The sequence below is a fragment of the Paraburkholderia steynii genome (genome assembly GCF_900100565.1).
Taxonomy (GTDB): Bacteria; Pseudomonadota; Gammaproteobacteria; order Burkholderiales; family Burkholderiaceae; genus Paraburkholderia; species Paraburkholderia terrae.
Window position 1 is genome coordinate 1 of record NZ_FNDI01000004.1, and the last position, 24873, is coordinate 24873.

22 protein-coding genes are annotated in these 24873 nt (G+C 60.6%); 11 read left to right on the forward strand and 11 right to left on the reverse strand.

All coding sequences use genetic code 11. The features are described from left to right. Positions 1-138 precede the first annotated feature (138 nt). The 7 genes from BLT65_RS08750 to BLT65_RS08780 all read left to right on the forward strand — a co-directional run bounded on the left by BLT65_RS08750 (position 139) and on the right by BLT65_RS08780 (position 6114). A complete protein-coding gene (locus tag BLT65_RS08750; RefSeq protein WP_244186463.1) occupies positions 139-921 on the forward strand; it encodes an MlaD family protein in 783 nt (260 codons plus the stop codon). Then, on the forward strand, positions 918-1508 hold the full coding sequence (locus BLT65_RS08755; protein ID WP_091776994.1) for a PqiC family protein: 591 nt from the start codon (positions 918-920) through the stop codon (positions 1506-1508). The genes BLT65_RS08750 and BLT65_RS08755 overlap by 4 nt, the downstream gene beginning before the upstream one ends. Next, entirely contained in the window at positions 1505-2707 is a 1203-nt protein-coding gene (locus tag BLT65_RS08760) for a patatin-like phospholipase family protein (protein WP_091776996.1), read from the forward strand. The genes BLT65_RS08755 and BLT65_RS08760 overlap by 4 nt, the downstream gene beginning before the upstream one ends. Further along, positions 2704-3444 (forward strand): acetoacetate decarboxylase, encoded by a 741-nt coding sequence (locus tag BLT65_RS08765; protein WP_091776998.1) that lies wholly within the window; start codon positions 2704-2706, stop codon positions 3442-3444. Before BLT65_RS08760 ends, BLT65_RS08765 begins: the two co-directional genes overlap by 4 nt. A gap of 226 nt (positions 3445-3670) precedes the next feature. After that, on the forward strand, positions 3671-4150 hold the full coding sequence (locus BLT65_RS08770; RefSeq protein WP_091777000.1) for a glycine zipper family protein: 480 nt from the start codon (positions 3671-3673) through the stop codon (positions 4148-4150). Positions 4151-4240: 90 nt separating this feature from the next. Continuing rightward, the gene (locus BLT65_RS08775; RefSeq protein WP_091777002.1) at positions 4241-4639 is read left to right on the forward strand and encodes a hypothetical protein; all 399 of its coding nucleotides are present in this window, start codon (positions 4241-4243) and stop codon (positions 4637-4639) included. Positions 4640-4797: 158 nt separating this feature from the next. After that, the gene (locus BLT65_RS08780) at positions 4798-6114 is read left to right on the forward strand and encodes a ClC family H(+)/Cl(-) exchange transporter (RefSeq protein WP_091777004.1); all 1317 of its coding nucleotides are present in this window, start codon (positions 4798-4800) and stop codon (positions 6112-6114) included. Positions 6115-6293: 179 nt separating this feature from the next. Here the strand turns inward: BLT65_RS08780 and BLT65_RS08785 are convergent, their stop codons facing one another. The 7 genes from BLT65_RS08785 to BLT65_RS46375 all read right to left on the reverse strand — a co-directional run bounded on the left by BLT65_RS08785 (position 6294) and on the right by BLT65_RS46375 (position 12835). Continuing rightward, the gene (locus BLT65_RS08785) at positions 6294-6560 is read right to left on the reverse strand and encodes a hypothetical protein (protein ID WP_091777006.1); all 267 of its coding nucleotides are present in this window, start codon (positions 6558-6560) and stop codon (positions 6294-6296) included. Between the two features lie 31 nt (positions 6561-6591). Next, positions 6592-7797: a sodium/glutamate symporter gene (gltS, locus tag BLT65_RS08790; protein WP_091777008.1), complete on the reverse strand. Its 1206-nt coding sequence runs from the start codon at positions 7795-7797 to the stop codon at positions 6592-6594. 13 nt (positions 7798-7810) lie between these two features. Further along, positions 7811-9034, reverse strand: coding sequence for a Na+/H+ antiporter NhaA (gene nhaA / locus BLT65_RS08795; protein ID WP_091777647.1), 1224 nt, complete (start codon positions 9032-9034; stop codon positions 7811-7813). Between the two features lie 285 nt (positions 9035-9319). Then, positions 9320-10039: a hypothetical protein gene (locus tag BLT65_RS08800; RefSeq protein WP_091777010.1), complete on the reverse strand. Its 720-nt coding sequence runs from the start codon at positions 10037-10039 to the stop codon at positions 9320-9322. Positions 10040-10337: 298 nt separating this feature from the next. Continuing rightward, positions 10338-11099 (reverse strand): bestrophin-like domain, encoded by a 762-nt coding sequence (locus BLT65_RS08805; protein ID WP_091777012.1) that lies wholly within the window; start codon positions 11097-11099, stop codon positions 10338-10340. Positions 11100-11441: 342 nt separating this feature from the next. Continuing rightward, positions 11442-12134, reverse strand: coding sequence for a DUF3313 domain-containing protein (locus BLT65_RS08810; protein WP_091777014.1), 693 nt, complete (start codon positions 12132-12134; stop codon positions 11442-11444). A gap of 461 nt (positions 12135-12595) precedes the next feature. Continuing rightward, the gene (locus BLT65_RS46375) at positions 12596-12835 is read right to left on the reverse strand and encodes a hypothetical protein (protein WP_143036498.1); all 240 of its coding nucleotides are present in this window, start codon (positions 12833-12835) and stop codon (positions 12596-12598) included. Positions 12836-14293: 1458 nt separating this feature from the next. Here BLT65_RS46375 and BLT65_RS48390 point away from each other — a divergent pair. Then, positions 14294-15979 (forward strand): FAD-dependent oxidoreductase, encoded by a 1686-nt coding sequence (locus BLT65_RS48390; RefSeq protein WP_091777018.1) that lies wholly within the window; start codon positions 14294-14296, stop codon positions 15977-15979. Between the two features lie 81 nt (positions 15980-16060). Here BLT65_RS48390 and BLT65_RS08830 read toward each other — a convergent pair whose 3' ends face one another. The 3 genes from BLT65_RS08830 to BLT65_RS08840 form a co-directional block, all read right to left on the reverse strand. Continuing rightward, a complete protein-coding gene (locus BLT65_RS08830; RefSeq protein ID WP_091777020.1) occupies positions 16061-18868 on the reverse strand; it encodes an ATP-binding protein in 2808 nt (935 codons plus the stop codon). Beyond that, the gene (locus BLT65_RS08835; RefSeq protein ID WP_091777022.1) at positions 18865-20016 is read right to left on the reverse strand and encodes a substrate-binding domain-containing protein; all 1152 of its coding nucleotides are present in this window, start codon (positions 20014-20016) and stop codon (positions 18865-18867) included. The genes BLT65_RS08830 and BLT65_RS08835 overlap by 4 nt, the downstream gene beginning before the upstream one ends. 617 nt (positions 20017-20633) lie before the next feature. Continuing rightward, the gene (locus BLT65_RS08840; RefSeq protein ID WP_091777024.1) at positions 20634-21527 is read right to left on the reverse strand and encodes a LysR family transcriptional regulator; all 894 of its coding nucleotides are present in this window, start codon (positions 21525-21527) and stop codon (positions 20634-20636) included. A gap of 100 nt (positions 21528-21627) precedes the next feature. Between BLT65_RS08840 and BLT65_RS08845 the strand changes: the two genes are divergently transcribed. After that, on the forward strand, positions 21628-22224 hold the full coding sequence (locus BLT65_RS08845; RefSeq protein WP_091777026.1) for an HD domain-containing protein: 597 nt from the start codon (positions 21628-21630) through the stop codon (positions 22222-22224). 183 nt (positions 22225-22407) lie between these two features. Here BLT65_RS08845 and BLT65_RS08855 read toward each other — a convergent pair whose 3' ends face one another. Continuing rightward, complete coding sequence (locus tag BLT65_RS08855; RefSeq protein WP_091777030.1) at positions 22408-23046, reverse strand: TetR/AcrR family transcriptional regulator; 639 nt, start codon at positions 23044-23046, stop codon at positions 22408-22410. 90 nt (positions 23047-23136) lie between these two features. Here BLT65_RS08855 and BLT65_RS08860 point away from each other — a divergent pair, with 90 nt between their 5' ends. Next, complete coding sequence (locus BLT65_RS08860; RefSeq protein ID WP_091777032.1) at positions 23137-24237, forward strand: NmrA family NAD(P)-binding protein; 1101 nt, start codon at positions 23137-23139, stop codon at positions 24235-24237. 44 nt (positions 24238-24281) lie between these two features. Further along, entirely contained in the window at positions 24282-24815 is a 534-nt protein-coding gene (locus tag BLT65_RS08865) for a hypothetical protein (RefSeq protein WP_091777034.1), read from the forward strand. Positions 24816-24873 lie beyond the last annotated feature (58 nt).

Here is a 24873-nt window from a genome sequence, read left to right on the forward strand (position 1 = left end):
GCCCGGAATTCCGCCGGGTACGGGGTACGATGCTTGCCCATCATCGGCACCTCCTGATCAAAAGGATAGGTGTCCGTTTTCGCGGGTCAACTTCAAACAACCAGCAGCGAGCCGGCTGCCGCGCGGAGCGAATTCGTCTTGTACCGCGACCGTGAAGAAGCGATGAAGCATCCGGATCGCATTGTCGTGACGTATGTCTTCAAATTCAAGGAGTCCGTGCGGGGTCTGGTCGTTGGCGCGCCGGTGGAATTCTGGGGAATCCCGGTCGGTGAAGTGACAGCGATAAACACACGGTTTGATCGCACCACGATGGGGTTCACCATACCCGTCGAAGTCCAACTTTTTCCCGAACGCTTCACATCGCGTTACGCGTCGGGTGAGAAGGGGGGCAGGCTCACTTCGGAACCTCACCGACTCGCCCAGCTACTCGTGGAGCGGGGCTTGCGCGCGCAATTGCGGACGGGCAGCCTCCTGACTGGCCAGCGATACATCGCCCTGGACTTTTTCCCCAACGCGCCAAGGGCTTCTCTTGATCTGACTGCGAATCCGCCGGAATTGCCGACCATCCCAGGTGGTCTTCAGTCGCTACAGGACTCGGTCTCCAGTCTGGTAGCCAAAATGAACAAGGTGCCGTTCGAAGGAATCGGAAACAGGGCTCAGCAGACGTTGGCAGACGCAGACAGGCTGGTGAAGACCCTTGACTCCGATGTTGCGCCGGAAGCTCGCGCTACGCTTGCTGCGGCCCGAACCGCGATTGATTCGGCCAACGGCGCGTTACAGCCGGATAGCGCACTGACGCAAAACACGGTCGAGACGATGCGCGAAATGTCGCGTGCGGCTGCCGCGTTGCGCACGCTCGCTGATTATCTCGAACGGCATCCGGAGGCGCTCCTCAGAGGCAAGACGGAGGTCGAAAAATGATTCGCCGCCTTTGCCTGCTTATCGTAATGGTCCACTTGCTGGTCATTGCGGGGGCCTGCGCAAGATCCCCGCGGGCGGATTTCTATACCTTGAGCGCCGAACCCATGGCCCGACTGGTTGCGCCCGTGACTCCAGCGGCGATTGTTATCGACACTGTCACCGTGCCGGATATGGTTGACCGTCCGCAGTTCGTGCTGCGCGTGAGTCAGTCGCAGGTGAGGGTGGACGAGTTTGCGCGGTGGGCCGAACCGCTCAAGAGTCAGATTGCGGGTGTCCTTGCGGCCAACCTGGGCGAGCTGTTCCCCGATTCCCTCGTTTTCATTTATCCGCAATTGGCTGGCAAGCCTGCCGTCCGGCTCTCGGTCAATGTGCAGGTTTTCGACTCCACTGCAGGAGAGAGCGCCGTCCTCGTCGCACTGTGGTCAGTACGTTATCCCGATGTTAAAGGGGCAACCGACGGGAAGTACGTCGTGCATGAACAGATTAACGGTCCGGGTTACGACGCGCTGGTTGACGCACACAGCCGGGCGCTCGCAGCGCTTAGCCGGGAGATTTCAAACGCGATCGTTTCAGGAATGAAGAAATGAAAACGGACCCGTCACAACGTGCTTCAAAGGAAGCTGAAACGAAGCAACTGCCTCCCCGTGTGGCAGAAAACCTTGCGAAATTTGACCACACCGTTCTCGTGCTGCAAGGCGGGGGCGCGCTGGGCGCATACCAGGCCGGCGTGTTCACGGGTATTGCGGAGGTCGGTATTGTTCCGGACTGGATTGCAGGCATCTCGATTGGCGCGATCAATGCCGCGCTCATCGCCGGAAACCCTCCGGAAAAACGGGTTGAACGGCTACGTGAGTTCTGGGAACGCGCATCAGCGCGGACGTCTCTTTTGCCGCACGCGCTGTATGACACCGCACGACCATGGTTCAACGCGTGGAGTGCGGCGTCCGTTGTCACGTTCGGCGTGCCCGGATTTTTCGTGCCGCGTGTGCCCCCGCCATTCCTCGCGGTTCAGGGCAGTGTCGGCGCCCTGAGTTTTTATGATACCCAGCCGCTCAAGGCTACGCTCGAGGAGCTTGTCGACTTTGATCTGATCAACGGTCAGAAGACGCGTCTTTCGCTGGGAGCTGTCAACGTGTGCTCGGGAGAGTCTGTCTACTTCGACAACACCAGAACAAGAATTGGCGCAGAGCATGTCATGGCGAGCGGCGCACTGCCTCCGGGGTTTCCACCCGTTCAGATCGATGGTGAGTGGTACTGGGACGGTGGAATCTCATCCAATACACCGATGTGGTACGTCGTCGATGAGGCCTATCGGGAAAGTGCTCTTGTCTTGCAGGTCGATGTGTTCGCCGGTTCAGGTGAATTGCCCAAGAACCTGCAACAGGTTCAGGAGCGCCTCAAGGACCTTCAATATGCGAGCAAGACGCGCTTTAGTGCGACCCGCGTCAGGGAAACCGAGGAGCTGCGGGCGGCGCTGCGGCGCCTGCTGGACAAGCTTCCTGAGGCGATGCGCTCCGATCCGGATGTACAGCGGCTAGCGGCAGTGAGCACGCGGGGAGCGGTTGCGCTTGTCCATCTGACCAACCGTCATAACACCCGCTCATCAGAGTTCAAGGACTATGAGTTTTCGCGGGCCACCATTGACGAACTATGGCAAGGGGGGCTCGATGATGTGCGCAACGCTGTCTCACGGCAAGCGTGGCAGAAAGTGGTCGAGCTTGCACAGGGAATTCATGTCTACGAGTTCACACCACTCAATCCAGGGCAGCAGGAGAGATCACCATGACTGAGTCTGATGTAAGAGAGCGCGCCTTCGCCATGCCACTCACGAGTCCCGCTTTTCCACCAGGACCTTATCGATTCGTTGATCGGGAATTTCTGATCATCACCTATCGAACCGATCCCGACGCACTGAGGAAAGTGATACCGGGCCCGCTCGAGATGATCGAACCGATCGATAAATTTGAGTTCATCCGGATGCCGAACTCGACGGGTTTCGGGGACTACACCGAAAGTGGACAGGTGATTCCCGTGAGCTTTCAGGGGCAGGCTGGCGGGTATGTGCATGCCATGTTCCTTGACGACATGGCGCCAATTGCCGGCGGCCGGGAAATATGGGGATTCCCGAAAAAACTCGCGAGTCCCCAGCTCCGTGTCGAAAAGGACACGATTGGCGGGGTGTTGCGGTATGGGCCGGTTCCAATTGCAGTCGCAACGATGGGTTACAAGCACCGTCCGGTGCCCCATGACAGGATCCTCGCATCACTGTCTGCGCCAAATTACCTGCTCAAGATCATTCCACACGTGGATGGCTCCCCACGGATCTGCGAACTGGTGCGTTATTTCTGCGAAGAGATCACAGTCAAGGGCGCGTGGGAAGGTCCCGCAGCGCTCGAGCTATTCCATCATGCCCTCGCTCCTGTCGCGGAACTCCCGGTTCTCGAAGTACTTTCCGGAGTACATATTCTGACTGACCTGACGCTCGGTCTCGGTACGGTTGTTCACGACTATCTGTCGGATTGAGAACTCGTATCGTAGAGCTGCAAGACAAAACCGCTATCGACACCGGCACGGCGAACCGTATTGGCAAGGGGATCTCCCACCGTGTGCATAGCCAGGTTTTAGTTACGGACCTTGACTGCGGTGTCGCTGCGGAGACAACCCAGCGCCGCTGAACGCGAGGTGCGCGATGAAGCGACGTTCTTTCGGGCCCGGAGTGACTGATCGGGGAATTTTGGGAGTTCACGCCATGTTACGGACTGTTCGACTTCTTGGTGGAGTGCTGGTCTCGTCGCTATCGCTTGCAGCGTTCGGTGCTCAGCCGATTATCTATCCCGCCCGTGGCCAGAGTGCGGAAAGGCAGCAGATCGACACGCAGGAATGTCATACATGGGCCCAGAGAACCACGGGTGTCGATCCCGTCGCCCTTGCCGAGCAGATGGCGAATGCGCCGCCGCCGGGGCAGCAGCGAGGCGGATTGTTGCGCGGTGCCGGTGGCGGCGCGTTGTTCGGGACAATGATCGGCGGCGTGGCCGGCGGGCATTGGGGCGAGGGCGCGGGCATCGGCGCACTGGTCGGCTCGATGGGCATGGGTATGCGAATGCGGCGCGAGCGCCAGCAGGCCGCCATGCAGCAGGAAGGCATGCAGCAGCAGGCAACAGGGCAGCTTGCGACCTATAACCGCGCGGTCGCCGCGTGCATGACGGGACGCGGCTACACGGTCGAGTAGGTATCGGGTCAACGTCACCCCTGCGCGGGACAGTCAGTCCGCCGTGCAGCGGGCCTCCCGACTGGTTCACGAGACGCTGGAGGATAAGCCATGCTGAAGTCATTGCGGATGACTGCCGTCGCAATCCTGGTCTGCTCGACACCGACATGGGTGGCCGGTGCGGACTTCGATGGCAGCAAGCCACTGCTGTGCGCGACGATCGATGCGCACTTTTGCGAGATCGGGGAGATTTGTTACCGGACGCTGCCGGCGATCCTGGGCGCACCCGACTTCGTACACCTTAACTTTGCCAAAAAACTGGTAATCGGTTCGCAGCGCAGCATTCCGATCCGGTACATCGAATCGGGTGACGGCCAGTTGCTGCTGCAGGGCACCGAGTTGGGCTATGGCTGGAGCATTGTGCTCGACACGAAGACGGGCGGTATGTCCGCGACGCTGGTGAATCGCGACGACGTATTTGTGCTGTTCGGGACCTGCACGCCGTCGTAGCTTGCCTGGCCTGTTTCACGTGCGTGAGTCGTGCCGGGTGCCGTGCCTGCGTATGGCAATGAGTCGCAATGCGGACGCCATGGCTGGAGATCGAAGCACTACAGAGGGCTTTCGCCTTGTCTGTATTGCGCGGATCCAATAACGGACGCGAAAGGATCATGGACAATACCGAAACGGGGGAGCCCAGTCACGGACTGGTCATGCTAGCCGCTAGTTCCCTCCTCGCGGGAACGGCCTGCGGCTTGCTCGGCACGCTTTTCCGGTTCTCGCTGGAAAGCGCGGACAGAGTACGCAATGTATTCATCGGATGGGCGCACACGGAGCACCTTGTTGGCTTCATTGGTGTTCTCCTTGCCACGTCGGCTGCGACCGCATTTGCTGCGAACCTCGTCAAGCGCCGTGCCCCCCACGCAATCGGCAGCGGGATTCCTCACGTCGAGGCCGTGGTGAGCGGTGACCTGCCCCCCGCGCCCCTTGCGCTCGTTCCAGTGAAGTTCGTCGGCGGCGTGCTCGCCATCGGTGCCGGGCTCGCGCTCGGTCGTGAAGGTCCGACTGTTCAGATGGCCTCCACGATCGCAAACTGGATTGGTACGCTTCTGCGCCGGAACGCGGACGATTGCCGGATCCTGATCGCCGCCGGCGCTGGGGCTGGGCTCGCCACGGCGTTCAACGCCCCGATTGCGGGCGCCGTGTTCGTGCTCGAGGAACTGCTGCGCCGCTTCGATATGCGCACGACCGTCGCGGCGCTCGGTGCGTCGGCCGGAGCGATTGCCGTGGCGCGCCTGATGCATGGTGACGCGCCGGACTTCCAGTTTGGTGTTCCCCCTCATCCCGGCTTCGGGACAGTGCCGGCCTATCTCCTGCTTGGCGCCGTCACCGGTCTTTTAGGCGCGGCCTATTGCCGCGCGATACTGTGGGCGCTGGCTATTGCCGACTGGCTCTCGCACTGGCCGGTATATGTCCGGGGCGCGCTGATCGGGGCGGCAGCGGGGGTGCTCGCGTGGTGTGCGCCAGACCTCGCTGGCGGTGGAGATCCGCTCACGCAGCGCGCGCTCCTGGGGGCCGGCGAACTTTCAGGCGTCGCAGTGGCATTCGTCATCCGCTTTGGATTCGGCGCTGTCTCATACGCCGCTGGCACGCCGGGTGGCCTGTTTGCGCCCATGCTCGTACTTGGCGCGCAAGCTGGCCTCATCTTCGGCAGAATCGGTTTCCTCTGGTTTCCTGACTTCGCAGATCCGGGCGCGTTTGCCGCGGTTGGAATGACCGCGTTTTTTGCGGCTGTCGTGCGCGCGCCCGTGACCGGGATCGTCCTGGTCACCGAAATGACAGGGGGCTTTACGCTGCTCTTGCCGATGCTTACCGCGTGCTTCACGGCAATGGTCGTTCCCATCATGCTGCACTGTCCACCCATTTATGATTCGCTCGGCGAACGGCTTCCTCACAAAGCTTCGCAGGTTGTGAGACCCGCGCGTTGACGTTTTCGCGCGCGCTGAATGGTCATGCTGCGAATCCGGCAATGCAGGGATCTTCTGGCTTTGCAGGCGGAGGCGAACCACGCTTACGGACAAAGCGCCCGGAAAAGCCTCCCGCAATCCCAGCCACTTCGCCAATCACAAATGCTTGCGCTCTACATCGAGGCGCAATCCCGATAACGCTAATGCGGGAATCCCGTGCTGATATCCTCTCGCGCCCGCTGTTCGCCATCGCGCATAGCGGTTTGAGGATCCAGGAAGGTTTCACCTTCGTAGATCTGATAGGCGAGGTAGCTTTCATAGACCGGTAATCCGTCCAGCCTCGTGATGGTGGCTCGCGCCACGTAGCCTGCAATCTCGGTGAGTGAACCTGGTCGATACTCTGGTCGGGCGTTGATGACGATGCGATACGGCGATACATCAATCTCCCGGTGCAAAAGCGGCGACATGATGGCTCTCCCGCGCTCAACTGGATAAGCGTTACCCGTAAATCGGCAACAGCAGGAACAGTTTGATGACGATTGCGTTTGCGATATCGATGAAGAATGCGCCTACCATCGGCACGACCAGAAATGCCAGATGAGATGGACCAAACCGCTCCGTGATGGCCTGCATGTTCGCGATCGCCGTCGGCGTGGCCCCAAGGCCGAACCCGCAATGACCAGCGGCCAGGACCGCCGCGTCATAGTTGCGGCCCATCACCCTGAAAGTAACGAACATCGCATACGCGGCCATCGCAATCGACTGTACGGCGAGGATCACAACCAGCGGCAGCGCCAGCGAGGCGAGGTCCCACAGGCGGAGGCTCATCAGCGCCATGGCGAGAAAGAGACTGAGGCTGACATTGCCCAGCATTGATACGGCGAGTCCGGAAACCTCGTACCAGCCTCGTATGGTGAGGACGTTGCGGAGCATGACACCAACGAACAGCACCCACACGAAGGCGGGCAGTTCGAACGCTTTGCCATTCGACCAGGAAGCGAGCAACGAGCCGACCGCGAGGCAAATCGCAATCAACGCGACGGTTTCGATGACGGCGTCTGGTGTAATCGGGCGAACAGCCTTCGGCTGCTCGAATGCCGTCGTGTCTGCGGTATCGCCGGGCTCCGGCCTTGGGGTGAGACGATAGCGAGTAATCAGGAAACGCGCGACCGGCCCCCCGATCAATCCGCCGAGTATCAGGCCGAAGGTGGCGCAGGCGATGGCGATTTCCGTCGCGGCTGCAAGCCCGTGACGCTCCGCGAACACCTTGGCCCAAGCTGCACCCGTGCCATGACCGCCCGAGAGGGTCACGGATGCCCCAAGCAGGCCGAGAATGCGTTCTTGCCCCAGCATCCAGGCGAGGGCAATGCCGAGCGCATCCTGCATGATGAGCAAGCCCGCCACGACGCATAGAAAGATGACCATGGCGCGCCCGCCGGATTTCAGCGCTGACAGGTCGGCGTTCAGCCCGATAGTGGCAAAGAAAGCGAACATCAACGGCGTTTGAAGTCCAGTATCGAAACGCACCTCGATGTGCGAGAGGCTGCGCATCGCAAAGACCAGCAACGCGACGAGCAGCCCGCCTGCGACGGGTTCTGGAATGCTGTACGTGCGCAGTACGGGTGTTCGAGCAAGGATCTGCCGCCCGAGCAGCAGCACGAGGCACGCCGCCATCAGCGTTTCCTGCGTGTCGAGGCTCACCATGTTCTTCTCCCGTTTATGGTTCGACAGGTCGACCGGGGTGCGAGGTTGAGCTGGCATGTCGGGGCGCGAACCTGAGCAACAGATAGCCGATGATCCCCGAGAGCAACGACCCGGCAATCACGCCCAGGCGGATCGGTGTGAAATATTCCGGTCCCTCGAACGCAAGGGAGCCGATGAACAGGCTCATGGTGAAGCCGACGCCACACAGTGCGGCAACGCCTGCGAACTGCGGCCAGCTCGCGCCGTCAGGAAGTCTGCCCGCCCCCAAGGCGATCAGCGCGCCGCACGCCCCACAGACGCCTACGGATTTACCGACGAAAAGACCGACGGCGATACCGAGCGTCAGTGGATCAGAAAAGGCGGCGAAGGTGATGCCGGCGAAGGAGACTCCGGCATTGGCGAAAGCAAAGATGGGCAGGATCGCGAATGCCACCCAGGGGTGGAGGTTGTGTTCAAGCCGATGCAGGGGGGCGTGTCCTTCAGCATCTGTTGCCTTGAGCGGCACGGCGAAAGCGGCGGCTACCCCGGCGAGCGTGGCGTGGACGCCCGACTTCAGAACGAGTACCCACAGGATCACACCCACGATCATGTAAGGTGCAATTCGCGTGACTTTGAGAAGATTCAAGGCAACCAGCAGTGCGATGGGAATGGCCGAGAAAATCAGCATCGAGAGCGAAAGGTCGGCGGTATAAAACAGCGCAATGATGACGATCGCGCCCAGATCGTCGGCAATCGCCACGGCTGTCAGGAATACTTTGAGCGACAACGGCACGCGGTCGCCGAGCAGCGACAGAATAGCCAGCGCAAAGGCGATGTCAGTGGCGGTGGGAATGGCCCAGCCATTCAACGCGCCGCTGTGACGGTTGGCGATGACAAAGAGGAGCGCAGGGACCAGCATCCCGCCCACTCCGCCGACGACAGGAAGCACGATCTGCGCAGGCGTGGACAACTCACCTTCGACCACCTCGCGCTTGACCTCCAGGCCGATGAGGAGAAAGAAGACGGCCATCAGGCCGTCGTTGATCCATAGCAAAAGCGGTTTTGCCAGAGCGAACGAGCCGAACCGAACTTCCAAGGGGATCTTTAGCAGTTCGTCGTATGCGACGCGAAGCGGTGTATTGCTGCAGATCAACGCGAGCATGGCCGCAGCCGCAAGCAACAAGCCACCCGCCGACTCCAGTCTGAGGAAGTCGGAAATGCGCTCGGTCGTCTTGCGAACCGCATTGCCGATCACAATACGCGTTCCAGTGTTGTGCACTCGCCTGGGTGCAGCGATCGTGCGTGAATTGTGATGCGCGATGCTAAATCGGCACCTGGCGGGCGAACGCCAGTCCGGAGCATTGGTTTTATTTTGTCACGCGGCTCAATAGAAGCAATACGACCTTAGTCCGACACGCGCGCGTTTGTTGTTCGAGTACTGGCTGGTCCTCGTGCTGCTGGACATCGACATGCCCGAATCGAACTGAGCGCCCAAGTCAGTTGACGCAGTCTGCCGCCAGCGTTCCCCCGCCGGATCAACGAATCAAGCGTCGCCGTTCCCGTCAGAATCACTTGCGCCGACCTTCGACGATCCGCCGAAATTGTCGACCAGGATGTGGAGGCTGAGAAGGAGAATCCAGATCGGAAAAACAAGCACGATCCAATCTATGTTGCGGCCTGCAAAGAGCAACGCGAGCGCGGCCGCGTATCCAATAAACGCAATCCAGCGCGAAACGAAGCCGGTACGAAGAGCAAGTGTACTGGTGGCCGTCGTGAATACTGCGGCCATGCGGACCGCGTAGACATTGGTGGCTTCGTAGGCAAACTCTCGCGCTACGGTGAACGTGGCCGAACCCGGAAGTCGATCGAAGCCGATGCTATACGCGCTCACAATCCCGCCGACGAAAGCAGCAGCGGCAAACAGCATCGCCAGGAACAGGAGGCCGCTCCCCAGGAACACCGTAGTAAAGAAGCGATCCTCGCGATCTCCGAGACGATCCCGCAGCACGCCAATGAACCAGAGAAAGGCAATGCCAGCGAACGGCACCAGGTTGACGGCAACAGCTACCGTACCCGAACTTCTTAGAAGCCACCGGCCCGCGTCCGAAGGACTATCCGGAACAGAACGCCTTAGCAGCAGAAGGCTAGAAATCAGCAAGACAGAAAATACGATGCCGGCGACGGCAGCAGCGCGGGGGGCTCGCAGATGCGTGCTCGGGCCGTTCCACAGAAGTCGCCAGTCCTTCGGATTCACGTTCAGCATCCCTCGTACCCTACGACGATCCGTGTGGGCACCTTGTTCATGCTAGGACAAGCAGCGGCCAACTTGAAGTCCTCACAGGGATCGATTCAATTGGGGCGCCGTGAAACGGCTGTGAGTAGCAAGCAACATTCACGCGGTCACTATGTCGGCTCGTTTTCAGGCATTGGCAGATGCGACCGATACCCCACGTATCCGGTGTCTCTCCAACTCACTTGCCGTAAAGCCTGACGAGATCGCGTCGTCAGAGTGCCAACCTCAACCAACGCGTCGCTGCGGGTGACGACGACACCTATAACCGCTACTGGCCGAGCATGTCGAGCGCCTCGCGCATAGGCGCAAGCGAGATGCTGATCACCCCATCGAGCGGCGAGTTCATTTCCAGGATCAGAAAAATCGCCGCGGAAGCGGAAAGCGCACCCAGAAGCAACGCTGCAATGACGGTCCCGTTGGGTGGAGCGAACGTGCCGAACGCGCCGAAGATAATGGACAACCACAACACCAAGATTATCAGCAGCGGTATGGGGACTGAGTCCACCGCTTGCAGCAGGGCCAGCCGGCGCATAGCCAGCACTTCAGCGGCAATCTGGATGGCATTCGCCTGCAGCTTACGCTGTGCTTCGGTGCGCGGCGAAAGTTCCTCCAGATTGCGCTGAAGGCTTTCCATCTGTTTAAGTATCTCAGCGCCACGAAGTATTGCAAGCTCCGCAGGATCGCGGGAAGCGAGTATCTGGATCGACCTGCCGTAGCTCTGCTTGATCAAGCCACGGACTTCCTGCGTTTCCGTTCCATATTTCGCGAGTATTCGATCAAGGAGCACGATGCTGGCAGCATTGTGCACAAGCTCGCTGTTCACCGTATCGAATGAACTCTTCGCCGACGAGATCAGCAGGCCAAGCACTAACGCGGCAATCGTGCCGATCAGGCCAGTTGCCACTTTGACGACACCGATTGATTCCTCGCTAAGGTGGTGCTCCGGCAGCATGGAGCGCACGAACAAGCCGAGCATTGCACTGCCGAATACACAGGCAAACACGATCAAGGCGATGACGAGATCGTTCACCGTTCAATCCTCCAGGTCCGCTGGCAAGGAGCAGTCCAGCATGTCTCGCGGCCTGATTGTCTCCTGCCACTCGTGCCCGGTGTTCTGTCGCCGGGCCGGACGCTCGCCGGCCGGTCGAACGGGCCGGTCAGAGATCATCGCTTTCCGCGAGTGTCGACGTGGCGCCTGATTTCCTGGTGCGCGTCGTCCGCGAATGTGCGATGCTCCGCGTCCAAGAAGTAGGGTGCAGGTTGACTGGGAATACCGATATTGGCGACCCATAGTGCATTTGAGTTTCCTCGTCGCTTTGAGCCCTCCAGTTGCGCACCTCGGTTCACAGGTGCTCAGTTCCTCTTTGTTTGGCTATCGAGGCTTAATGTATTGCGCTACAGATTTGGAAACGGCGTCGCACCACTGGTCCATGATCGGCTTGACAGAATCGAACGTAACCACGGGCTCATTCGATGCAACACGGGCCAGACGCTCGCCGGTGTGCGTGCGTATGACTTTTGACAGAACCTCTCCGGATACGCTGTCGGTGCCGAGTGCCTCGACCAGCAGCTTCGACTGCTGCGGCGCACCCTCCACCGCATTAATCGCCATTGAGATGACGAAGGCCTGCGGCACGTACTGATATGGCTTGAGACCCGCTGCTGTGGTGGCTACTCCGGTTAAGGCTACCTGTAGCTTGACCACCCCCGGTCCCGGCGCGTCCACGACCCTGACTCTCGATGCGATCGCCTGTCTCAAGCAGGTGGTGCCATAGCCTCGTATCTGGTCGAGCGTCGCTTGGCTCACTTGCGCTGTCGGTTCGGCCTTGGGATAGAACACGACGGGATCCACGATGATCGCGCTGTAGTTAGCCGGGTTGAGCTTGGGGTTGATGTACCGCAGGAACGTCTCCCCGTCGGGATCAGTCGCCTGCGTCAGGTCGGAGTAGTTCGGTAAATAGCCTGAATATTCCGTCTGGCTCGGCATATTGCTGTTGCTCGCGCATCCGGCGAGCAAAATCGCGGCGACTATTGCGGAGACGCCATGGAAGACAATCTTGGTCATAGTTTCACCCTTTCGTGTCGACCTAACGTCTAACACTATTGGTCACGACCCTATAGTTCGCAATTAGACCAAAGGACTACCTTTGATACGGGCCTGTAAGCTCGATGTATTGAGGCCGTGCCCGCCGATTTGCTCGGTGCATGTGCGACGTTATCAGGCGTCCGAAAGGAAAACAGAACGGCGTGCGGACGATTCCAGATCAACGGTTGGCCGCGAGGCTAAAACGATCCAGGGTCACCCGACCCATTGACGTAAGCCCGAATCTGTTGCGGCAAGCGGCTTCAGGAGCAGAAGGTGCGCTTCGGTCCTGGAATTTCGATTTCGCCTGGCTGCAAAAACCGTTGAACCAATATGACACGACGTAAGGCAGCGGCGGCTCCCTCTTTGTTCTGTAACACATGGTATCGACCAAGGCCGCGTCCAGATTTATCCGGTCAACCCGAATTGACATCAAGTGAAACTCACTGCTTTCCTTGTGCTTCTTGTACCAGGAGCTTGCCGCGGGAGGGGGGCGTCGTTTTCAGCCAGTCTTGAATGTACTGCTGCCGGTCGGTTGCGCAGTCGTTGATAAAAATGTACTCGGTGCTTGCGGTCCTGCACAGTTCGTAGGTTCCGATTGTGAGAGTGCGACCTAATCTGATGGGTTGGATGGTAAGCGCATTGCGCTCTATTACCATTCGAAAGCGCATATCGTCGTCCATCGGTTGGTCCGCCTCGCCCTTTGGTAGGCCAGTGCTCACCGGCAACGACGGATCTCCCATTGAGAACCCGTCTGGAATCTGATGTAAGTATTGACCAGACAACGGCAAGCACTGCACCCGCCTCATGCACATAGTCGAAAGTCGGCACAGCTACGGAAGATCGCGGCTCAAGGCAATCGCGCCGCGCATCGGCTCTCGACGGACATCCGGGTTCGACCAGGTCCGGGTCATTCACCTCAACCCGCTTGCGGACATTCGAGGATCAGGTTTGCCGCTGACAGTACGCCGTCGGCTGCTCATGACCAGCTTCGCTGATGAGTGAAGTTCTTCGGAGCGTCACTCTGATCGTCGATCCGTCGGCTTTTCGGTACTCGCGGCGGGCCATTGAGGCGAATGCAACAATGGGTGCCGAAGGGTCGTCAGTTGCAGCCGTGACTGTCTGCGGTCCGGTAACAGGTTTTTCCGCCCGAGCCGTGAACCACACCTTTGCCGTTCATCGTCTTCGCCTCGCCACCCCGGTTGGTCTGAGTCGTCCGCGTTCCATTCTGATTCGCTTGGGACGTCCAGGCCGTACCCGTGTTCCGGTTATAGCCGCCGGCCGTCTGTCCGTTGCCACAGACGGTCTCGCCACGGGCGTTTGTCGAACATTCCGCAAACGCGTTCGCGGACAGCATGACACATGCCAGTACTATCAGAGTCTTCATGAACATTTCCCTCCGAGGGCTGCGGCAGGCAGATTTACTCGCCGCGTCAATTGAATCTTGGCCCAAGGTGCTGGCCAGTATCGAAAACTGGCTGCATTGGATATTAGTTTAGGTCTTTCGAGGCCTTTTCCCCCCTCAAGGTAGCATTCACTCCGGTGAATTCTGGGCAAACGGCAGGCGATGCGATCGAAGCCGCACTGCGCGGGAACTGTGCGGGCTCGTCAGCGGATTTGTATCCCTTAATTTGATATCCGACGAACGGCGGCCATGGTCCTACGGGGTGGCTGACGTGACAGCACGAGTGACCGTTGCACCTTCCGAAGCGGGCTTCGAGCGATAGCAACCGCGAATGACCGGAGAGGGTCGGGGAGACTCGTTCATTGCTAGTGGAAAGTGCCATTCGCCGTCAGAGCGCGCCGTCTGGGGCGTGTGTGGGCGCTGCAGGCGACGAAGCGATCAACAACCCGAGGCATGCGATTTCTATCAAGGGGCAGAACATCGAAAATTTAAGCGTCTGCATGTCAATGCGACAAGAATAGGTTGGTACTAGAACTCCCTGGGCATGCAAACGGAGAGTTCGGACCTCAAATACGACAGGAATTGGTATTCTTTGCGCGACATCAATTGGTGAACTCCATTTGTTGTTGCGCTCGCAAAGGCCGCACGCTTCGGGCTTCGTTTAACATACTTCGGAATAATCCGACGTCAACTTCACCCAGGACGCGTCCCGCGCCCGCTCATCAGGAACGGCATCATGGGCAACTACTCCTCTGGGAAGGTGGGTGACCTGCTCGCGGGCGGCAGCCGCCATCATCAGATTTTCCCCACGCTGACCGAGCGACAGGTCGCGTTGCTCGATCGATATGGCGAGCGCCGCATGCTCAAGATGGGGGACGTCCTGTTTTCTCAAGGTGACCGGCATATCCCAATGTTTGCGATCGTTTCCGGAACGATCGAGGCGACTCGCGATTCGCTTGACGGCTCCCATCCCCTTGGCATGCACGGGCCGGGCTGTTTTACGGGCGAAGTGGGCACGCTTGCCGGCCGGGCAGCCATCGCGACGGCGCGGGCCCAAACGGATTGCGAAGTCATCGTTATCGACGAAGAGTCGTTGCGCGCGCTGGTAATCGCAGAGGCCGAACTGGGTGAAACGATCATGCGCGCCTATATTTTGCGGCGCGTCGCGTTCATCCAGGACCAGCATGGCGGAGTGCTCGTGATCGGCAGTTCTGCATCGGCCGAAACGCATCGTCTTCGTCACTTTCTGAGCCGTAACGGCCAACCTTTTGCCTACTTCAATATCGTTGAGCATCCCGAGGCCAAGGAACTGCTTGAGCGATACGGCGCGGTGGAAGCGGACACGCCGGTTGTTATCACGCTGCAGGGTGACGTGCTTAAGCGGCCGACGCACCGTGCCGTCGCCGACGCCATCGGCCTGAGTCCAGACCGGTTGAACGACGGGCGCTTTGACGTTGTCGTGGTCGGCGCAGGCCCGGCCGGTCTGGCGGCTGCGGTGTACGCTGCTTCGGAAGGATTACGTGTCGCGGTGCTCGACACCAAAGCGCCGGGCGGCCAGGCTGGCACCAGTTCAAAGATCGAAAATTACTTTGGTTTTCCGACGGGCATTTCTGGCCAGGCGCTCGCGGGCCGCGGTTTGTCGCAGTGCCGCAAGTTCGGTGCCGAGGTTGGGGTGCCGATCGAAGCGCTGGCAATCGAGTGCAACGACGCACCACTCTTTCACATTAGCCTCAGTCACAATGAGCACGTCTACGCCCGGGCGGTCGTCGTCGCGACGGGGGCTCGCTATCGCAAGCCCGCTCTCGGCAATCTGGAAAACTTTGAGGGACGTGGCGTCTACTACAGCGCGACCTATATGGAAGCGGCTCTCTGCAGCAACGAAGAACTGGTCGTAGTCGGCGGCGGCAATTCGGCGGGCCAGGCTGCCGTGTTTCTGTCGGGTTTCGCGCGGCACGTGCATGTCGTGATTCGTAGTGATGGACTCAACGCCAGCATGTCGGACTACCTGATCAGGCGCATCGACGCGGCGGCCAACATCACGTTGCACGTGCGCACGCAAATTGTCGAGTTGCAGGGCGAAGACAGGCTTGAGGGCATCAAGTGGAACCGGCAAGGCGAGATTGAACATAAAACGATCCGCCATGTGTTTCTGTTTCTTGGCGCGCAGCCTAATACCGCCTGGCTGCGGGACTGCGTTGCGCTCGACAAGAACGGATTTGTGCTGACCGGCCCTGATATCGGCACGAAATGGGCGTCCGAGCGGCCACCGCACTTTCTGGAAACGAGCCGCCCCGGGATCTTTGCGGTGGGCGACGTGCGAAGCGGCTCCGTGAAGCGGGTCGCGGCCGCTGTTGGTGAAGGCGCGGCTGCTATTCAGTCACTGCATCAGTATCTGGCCTTATCGGGTGGTCGTCCTGCGTAATGCTCGGGCGCTTGAAACTTTCAAGGTTCCAAACGTTATAGCGGTTGTTTTGGCGTTGGCATGTCGTGGCTGGGTGGACAGTCACGCAACGGGCTTTCTTTCCAGATAGTGTTCGACAAAGCTGAGAACCGCCTTCGAGCGATAGTTCTTCGCCAGCTGGCACAAGTGATCTGCGAAGGGGCGATAGCGTTCGTCGAGTTCATTAAGATGCGCGGCATGCTGCACAATCGCGCGCATGTCACCGAGCCGCGCCAGATGATGCAGCGCCTTGATTTCATCCGGCGGCGGAGAGATCAACGTCCCCGCCATTACCGATGGCGCGCCAGTTATAGCGTCGCTCCATTCGAGATCCAGCAGTTTCGCGATCTGCGACAACAGCGCCCGATAGTCGACCGGCTTTGGTAAAAACGCGTTCGCGCCCGCCGCCAGAGTTTTCGCCGCATCGGTGCCCGACGCGCTGGCCGAGATCGCAATGATGGGCAGATCGCGGAACGCCTGCATCTGCCGCAAGCGCCGCGTGACTTCGAGCCCGTCCATGCCGGGCATGACGATGTCCATCAGCACCAGCGCCGGCCGAAGTGCCTGTATCTTTTCCAGCGCATCCAGCCCGTTGACCGCTTCCGCCGTCTCGAAGCCGATCTGGCCGAGCATGTTGACCGCGACGGCGCGGTTTTCCATCACGTCATCGACGACGAGCACGCTCTTGCGCGGCCCCTTATAACCGCTGACCGCCCATTCGGGTGCGGTATCGGCGGCCTGGGCCGCGACCACGGGGACATTCAGTTCGAACGAGAACGTGCTGCCCGCGCCGCGGCGGCTCGCGACATGGATATCGCTGCCCATCAGTTGCAAGAGCTGCCGGCTGATCGCGAGGCCGAGCCCGGTGCCGCTGAACCGGTGCCGGTTGTCGCTCGCCTGTTCGAAGGGCCGGAAGATCGTTTCGAGACGCGCTGCGTCGATGCCGATGCCCGTGTCCTGCACTTCGAAACGTAGGCATTCGGGCGGCAGGAAGGAGACGCGCAACCGCACGTCGCCTTCCTCGGTGAACTTGATCGCGTTGGCGAGCAGGTTGAGCAGCACCTGTCGCAAGCGCTTTTCATCGACCCGTATGGCTGCAGGCAAAGGCGGCGTCATCTCGCATGCGAACGCCAGGCCCTTTTCCGTTGCCTTCACCCGGATCGTCTCCGCGACGAAGTAGATGAAGCGTTCGAGCGGCACGTCCGTCGGGTTCAGCTCCACTTTGCCGGCCTCGATCTTCGCCATGTCGAGGATGTCATTGATGAGCGTCAGCAGATGTTCGCCGCTGCGCTGGATCACTGTGAGTCCGTCGATCTGGCGTTGATTGAGGCGCGTGTCCCGCCTGAGAATCTGCGCGAACCCGAGAATGCCGTTCAACGGCGTGCGTAGCTCGTGGCTCATGTGTGCCAGAAAATCGCTCTTTGCCTGATTGGCCGCGTCTGCGTGTTCCTTCGCGATCGCGAGTTCGGCCGTGCGCTCGCGAATCATGTCTTCCAGATGCTCGCGATACCGGCGCAGCTCTTCTTCGTCGCGCTTGTGTTCGGTGATGTCGCGCGAAATGCCGAGCAGAAACTGCGGCTCGCCGCGCACATCGAGGATCGGCATCTTCATCGTGTGCAAGAAGCGCTGCCCATGACGCGTGTGGACGGGCTCTTCGGGCACGTCGACCATCTGCTTCGACGCGAGCACGTCTCGATCCTTCAACGCGAAGAAATCGGCCTCATCCGGCGGAAACAGATCGTGGACGGACTTGCCAATCACCTCGTCGCGCCCGTAGCCAAGCAGTTTCTCCGTGGCCTTGTTGACGCGCACGAAGCGCAGCGTTGCCGCCTCCTTGACGAAGACGGTGTCCGGGATGTTCTCGACGATATTGCTCAGAAACTGTTCGCTGGCGCGCGCCAACTCTTCGGCATGTTGACGTTCGACAATCTCGGCCGCCTGGCCGGCCAGCGCCGTGCTGAGTTCGGCTGTGCGCTGCGCGACGCGCGCCTCGAGTTCAACGTTGAGTTCTTTCAGGGCTTCTTCCGCCTGGCGTCGCTGGCGCCGGTCTTCGAGGAACTGCTCAACGGCGCGCGCCATGTCGGCGATCTCGTCACCGCCGTGTACGGGCACGCCGGCTTGTTCGCCTTCGGGATCGCCATGGCGCAGCGTATGGCTCACCCGCCGCAGGCGTGCTACGACACGGCGGCCGAGAAAGACGCGGGCAATCAGCCACGCGATCAGCAGGCTCACCGCCACTTCGCCGGCCACCCACCTACGCGTGCGGTCCGCCTCGTTGGCAAGCGCCTCGACGGCTTCGCGATAAGCGCGCGACAGATAGCCTGATTGCTGGCGCGCCGCGGCGGAGAGGGCATCGGCCTGGCGGTGCAGTTCGTCATCGAGTCTCGCTAGTGACGCGCCGGGCTGCGGCGCGGCGCCCGATGAGCTTTCCCGCGCAGTCCCGGTAGCGAGCGCCGTCTCGCGCATCTGCGCCTCGACGTTGACGGTGTTTCGAAAGCGCTGGCTCGAGCGATGCAGCGCCAGCGCGTCGACGCCGACGTCGTCGCTCGCCGTAGGGGACGCGAGGCGGTCCACCAGGCCATCGAATGACGCGAGTTGGTCGATGATCTGGCGATGTGTCTCCCGCACGGCTTCGACAGTGTCGTCGCTGGACAGTTGCGACGCCAGGCGTTCGATCTTCAGCGTCTGCTGCGCGAGATTTTGAGCATCCTCGAGACGCGCCAGGCGCGCTTCAGCCAACTCACGGATAGCGTGGGCCGAGCTGGACAGCGAGTAAAGCGTCGTGCCGCCGACCGCGACCACCAGCGCCGCGAGGCATGATACGACTAGCGCAAATTGCGCGGTCAGCGATTGAGGAAGGATCAGTTTCACGGGCGTTGCCAGATGTGGCGATAAATGTTGCGATAGCCATTGGCAGGATCGTAGATCAGTCGGTCACCGCCGTCCGCATTGACGTTGTCGGCCGTCACGAGATGCACCGGCACCACGTAGTTCGTGACGCTTTCGCCGGCGAACAGCCGGTTCATCTCGTCGATCAGTTGCCAGCCGTGCAGATTCAGCGGTTCGGCGACGGTGCCCGTCTGGAACGTGCCCGTGCGGATCCGCAGAAAAGCGGACTCGCTGCCGTCGCCCGCCGACAGCATCGACAGCCCGCCGTCGGGTATACCGGCCTGGGTCAGCACAGGCGCGGCATAGTCGAAGTAGATGTCGTTGATTGCGAGCGCGTACGTCCAGCGCTTACCGTAGCGTGCGAGCAGCGCGCGAGTCGTGTCCGGCATCAGCTCCCGGCTGCGCGAGATCGCGACGTCGCGCATGTCGAGTAGCGTGCAGCCGCTGCATGCGCGTATGACGGCGGCCATCGCATCGGCCTTGTCGCGCGCGATCCGGAAGTACGCGTCGGTGAAGACGACGACGCCCGCCTGTCCGCCCGACTGCACGATAGCCGCGAGCGCCGTCACGCGCGCGACTTCCAGCGGATCGGTCGAGACGTTCATGGCTACGGGCGTGCCGGGCACGGGACCGGCCTGGGCAGCGACATGCCAGCCGACGATGGGAATGCCCCGATCGGCGAACGGCCGCAGCGCGGGTGCCAGCGAACGGGCATCCGCACCCGCAATGATCAGACCATCGGGATGGCTGGCGAGGGCGCTCTCGAGGACTTTCAGTCGAAGATCCGGCAGGCCCTCGGAGTCGAAGACCTTCACGCTCCAGCCGATGACCTTCGCGGCTTCCAGCATGCCGTCGACCACACCGAGCACGCCGCCGTTGCGCAAATCCTCAGCGAGGACGGCGATGTGTTTGTCGGGCTGGGCGCGTGGCCCGGTACGCGGTCCGCTCCACGGCGTGACGGACCGCGACGCAGCGTCGACGATGCGCTTTGCTTCATCCAGAAAGCTTCTCGCGCTCCCGGCAACCGAAGCTGCGGGCGCAGAGGCCGCGGTGACACCCTGCGCAGCGGCGATTGGCGGCACGCACGCACATGCGCATGTCAATGCCCACGCCAAAGGCAAGCCCCTCATGCTGTTCCCCACCACCCCGTCGGGGTCGATTGTCGTCCGCGAAGACGTATATGGATGTCGTGCGCAAACGGTCCCGCGATCACGATAGTACACCGCCATCACGGCATTTCAGGGAGGGTTAGGGTAGTGGAGGGTGCAGGTGCGAGTCGCACACACGACCGCGAGAACGTCCCCTGCTCGTCATGCCGGCAAAGGCGGCTTGCGCGCACAAACCCTGTTGCGCACCAGGCAGTCTCGCCACGGAGCAGCGGTAGCCGACTTTGACGCCCGCCTTCTGTGAATTTACGCGAGCCTCGCAGGTGGGCACTTCAGCTACCGTCCGTCGACGCCGTCGCGCGGACGGCTTCCGCGCCCGGAGGCTTGCCCGATAACTTACGAGTACAGTTCGGTTATCCGCCATAGAGAGGCGGCTGCGGGCTGCATTCCTGACGTTCGCTTGCCATCAACTGCGAACGATGACTCAAGGTGCAACTGAACGCGCAATCACGACCCTAACCCGCCTTCGATCCGGCGCGACTTCGACGGCAGGTTCACGAATTGCAATGGCCATTCGAGCAGCCGACCCGGAAGGTAAGTGCTCGACCATAGCCGCCAGTTGCGATTCGAGGCGTATAGGCTTATAACTCCCGGGCTGCGTTGCGCAAAATTTCCTGAGCGCGTTGGGCGATCGGGGATAGGTAGCCGGCCCTTCGAATCAGTCCGACCTGACGCCGCAGGCCGTCGAACTGGATCGGGCGTACAGCAATGTTGAACGGTAGGGGGCCAAGGTCGAAGCTGCGCGCGTTGATCAAGCTGACCAGCCGTGTGGTGGATACGATAAGAATCAACGCGGCCAGACTATTGGCCTCGGCCACGATGCGCATACGCGGGTAGCCCTGTTTTGCAAAGGCTTGCTCGAGCTGCACACGTGCAAATTCCTGTCGACTTGACGCGGCCCATGAGCACTCCACCAGATCGTGTAGCGTGATCGATTCCCGATCAGCCAGAGGGTTTGTAGTGCTAACCATCAAGCTGTAGTGATCGTCATACAGAAGCTCCTTGGCCATGGATGCGTCCAATGTGTCGGGCAAGGGGCATACAGCCAGTTCTACTTCACGCTTGTCGATGGCGTCCAAAAGCGTGTCGCTAAACGCTGTCGTCACATTGACGCGTGCGGCGGGCCGCTCCACCAGCAGCGTTGGGAACAGCGAGCGCAGCGCGAAACTCGTGGTGGCCGGCGTGGCACCGATGCGCAGCAGGCCCGCGTGTCCTCCACCAATATCGCGCACTTCCTGCAGCGCACTATCGAGTTGCATGGACGCACCCAATACCCGTGTATGAAATATCTTGCCCGCCTCGGTCAATACCGAGCCGCGTGCGGTGCGCTCGACCAACGTTACTCCCACCTTGCGTTCCAGACGCTGTATCGCCTTGGTCACGGCCGGCTGGGAAATGCCAAGTTGCTCGGCGGCGCGCGCCAGCGTTCCGGCACTCGCAATGGTCAGGAAGTAGGTAAGGTCACCATCAATCATGCCATTCCCTGCGGTTATGGATCTTGACCTTCCAGTTATTGGATTTTATATCTCCCTCGCTCAAATAATGAAGTTCCTGTCACAGAGAAGGAGTAGTCCCATGGAACACAATGAACAGTGCGCCGCGTTCCGCCATATGCGCGAGGGTACCGAGCAGGATTGGGCGATCATTGGCAATGAGGTTGGACCTTTCGCCAAAGGACTGCCTGGCCGCCTGCTGGACCACCTGCGCTTGCTGGATGGCGACTTTGGCGGCTTTCCTGTCGATCGTCTGACGCATAGCTTGCAGACTGCGTCGCTGGCGCATCGCGACGGCCAGGACGAGGAATACGTGGTCTGCGCGCTGCTGCACGACATTGGCGATACGCTGGGAAGTTACAACCATGCCGACGTTGCAGCAGTACTGCTGGAGCCATTCGTCAGTGCGGAAAATCACTGGATGGTCAAACACCATGCGATCTTCCAGGGGTATTACTTCTTCCATCACATGGGCATGGACCGCAATCTGCGCGATAACTATCGCGACGTGCCGGAGTTGTTCAAACGTACCGCGCTTTTCTGCGAGAAATATGACGCGGCGGCCTTCGATCCGGATGCGGAAACGCTGCCGCTTGAGTTCTTCGAACCGATGGTACGGCGAGTCTTTGCCCAGCCGAAGCGAACCCTGTACAAAGCCGCATTCGAAAAAATCGGTTGAGTGCCCCACCCCGGACCAACATCCGAGCCGGAACAGTTCGCGTCTACATCCCCTCGCTAGTGGCTAAATCGAGCGTCATTCCGGATTTGCCGAAGTTCTTCACCCGCAATCCCGACATCCGACTGGATATCAGGATTGCTGATCAGCATCCCGCATTAAATGTACTGGCGGGGCATCGCAGCGTTACGGGAGCGGATGAAGTTGAAGAAAGACCGCTGTGGCGTTGCGGGCACGTGCCGCGACCTCGCGTGAGTTCGGCCGCTCGGCGACGCCAAGCAGCAGGCTGACCATCAAATTACCCCACAGCAACCCGCTGAACTGTTCGGCAAGGTCGACAGGACGGCCATTGAGAAGTCCGGACGCCTGAGCCCGGGCCATGATCTGACGCAAGGCGGCGCGGCTTGCCTCTCGCCCTGTTGAGTCGAGCGCTTGCGCAACCTCGGGCGCGTGGACCGCCTCGGCGATTGCCAGTCGGAAGACCGCGATGACCGTTGGATCGGTGATCTCGCGGACGAGCTGCGTCCCGAGGGAAGTCAGTACCTGTGTGAGTGTCTCGCGGTCGTGCGGCACAGGCAGGTCGGCGGGTACCTGCAGTCTCGTGGCGCGCGCGCTGATGCACGCGATTAGCATTTCCTTCTTATTGCCAACCAGCGCATAAAGTTCTCGTTTCGAAACCCGCGCGCGCGTGGCGATCTCAAGCGTGCTGGTCGCCGCGTAGCCACTCGTCATGAACGACGCAAAGGCTGCATCGAGAATACGCGCGCGCACCTCAGTTTCGTCGCGGCCTTCCAGGCGGTCCTTTGACTGCGATACCGTGGCCATCGTCGTCTCTCTTGACATTCGGTACCGCATAGTACCATACTGGAACGACCATCTGGTACTCGCAAGTACCGCGACTGTTCGGAGGCGATCATGCTCAAGCCAAGGATCCTCGTAACCGGTGCGACCGGGAAGACAGGCAGCGTCGTCGTTGCCGAATTGCTGAAGGCCGGCTACCCCGTACGCGCCATGGTGCATCGGGAAGATGGGCGCAGCGTGCGGCTGAAAGCGCAGGGGGCCGAGATAGCGGTTGCCGACATGAGTGATGTCGAGCGCGTCGCCGATGCGATGAAAGACGTTCAGCGCGCCTACTTTTGTCCGCCTTTCGATCCCTACATGATTCAGGGCGCAGTCGCGTTCGCCGTCGCCGCCAGGGAATCCGGGCTCGAACACATCGTTAGCCTGACCCAGTGGCTGTCGAGTCCCTCGCATCCCTCTCTCATGACCCGGCAGCTCTGGCTCGTCGATCGGCTGTTCTCGATGACGCCGGGAGTCGCGCATACGATCGTAAGACCGGGCTTCTTCGCTGACGCCTACCTCGCACTGACTGGATTTGCTGCCCACCTCGGAGCATTTCCCTGGATCTATGGCGATAGCCGTAACGCGCCACCGTCCAATGAGGATATCGCGCGAGTCGCCGTCGCGGCCCTGATGGATCCTGCGCGGCACGCCGGGAAGCGCTACCGCCCCACTGGACCGGAACTCCTTGGCGCGGAGGACATGGCCAAGGCGATCGGCCGGGCCGTCGGACGATCGGTCAAGGTCGTGCCAATGCCGAACTGGCTATTCATGAAGGCCGCCCGGATGGGCGGCTTGCCGATCGACCTGATCAGCGGCGTTCGTTACTACATTGACGATCACAGACGCGGGGCTTTCGAGCTGGGCGCTCCGACCACGGACGTCCCCGATGTGACCGGTCAACCCGCCGAGGACTTCGAGACGATCGCGCGTCGCTACGCGGCGCTTCCAGGCAACCGGCGGACGCCTGGCAATTGGCTTCGCCAGTTCGCGCAATTCGTGATCGCCCCGCTCAGCCCCGGTTTCGATCTTGAGCGCTACGACCGTGAACTACGTTGCCCGTTCCCGTCAGAACCGCAGTTTGCCCCTGAATCCAAGGTCTGGCTGCGCGAGCATGCCATGGCTCACGCGGAGCGAAGCGCTGTGATCGCAGCGCTACGCACACAGCGCGCTTAAGTTCTCACGATCGATCGCGGGAATTCGAACCAAAGGAGAGACTCATGCTGCCCCAGCTCTGGTTTTTCGTTAGCATCGCATTCAGCTTCAGCACGTGGGGAGTCGTCACCAGGCGATACATCTGGCCAAAACTCCGCTTCCTGCGACCGGTCGATGCGCTGCGGCCTCTTCTCATCCTGCACAGCTTCCGCTTCATTGGGTTGGCATTCCTCGTCCCAGGCGTCGTGTCGCCCGATCTGCCGTCTGCCTTCGCGAATTGCGCCGCCTACGGGGATCTCGTTGCGGCGACGCTCGCGTCGCTATCGCTGGTATTGCTGCCACGCGGGGCTGGCATTGTAGTCGCCTGGATATTCAACTTGTGGGGCCTGGCAGATCTCCTGAACGCGTTCTATCAGGCCAATGATGCCGGGCTCGTGGCGGGGCAGTTGGGCGCGACTTACTTCATTCCGACTCTCGTTGTACCACTACTGCTGATCACGCACGGACTCATCTTCCGGATTCTTCTGCAACATCAAAATCAGCCCGCAATGCGGGAAGGCGGCAACCCATCGAAGGGCTATCAGGTGGAGGGCCCATGATCGATGCGACGACCGAAGGGGCGTTACGACACGGGCGACTCTCTCGCATGGTGTTGAG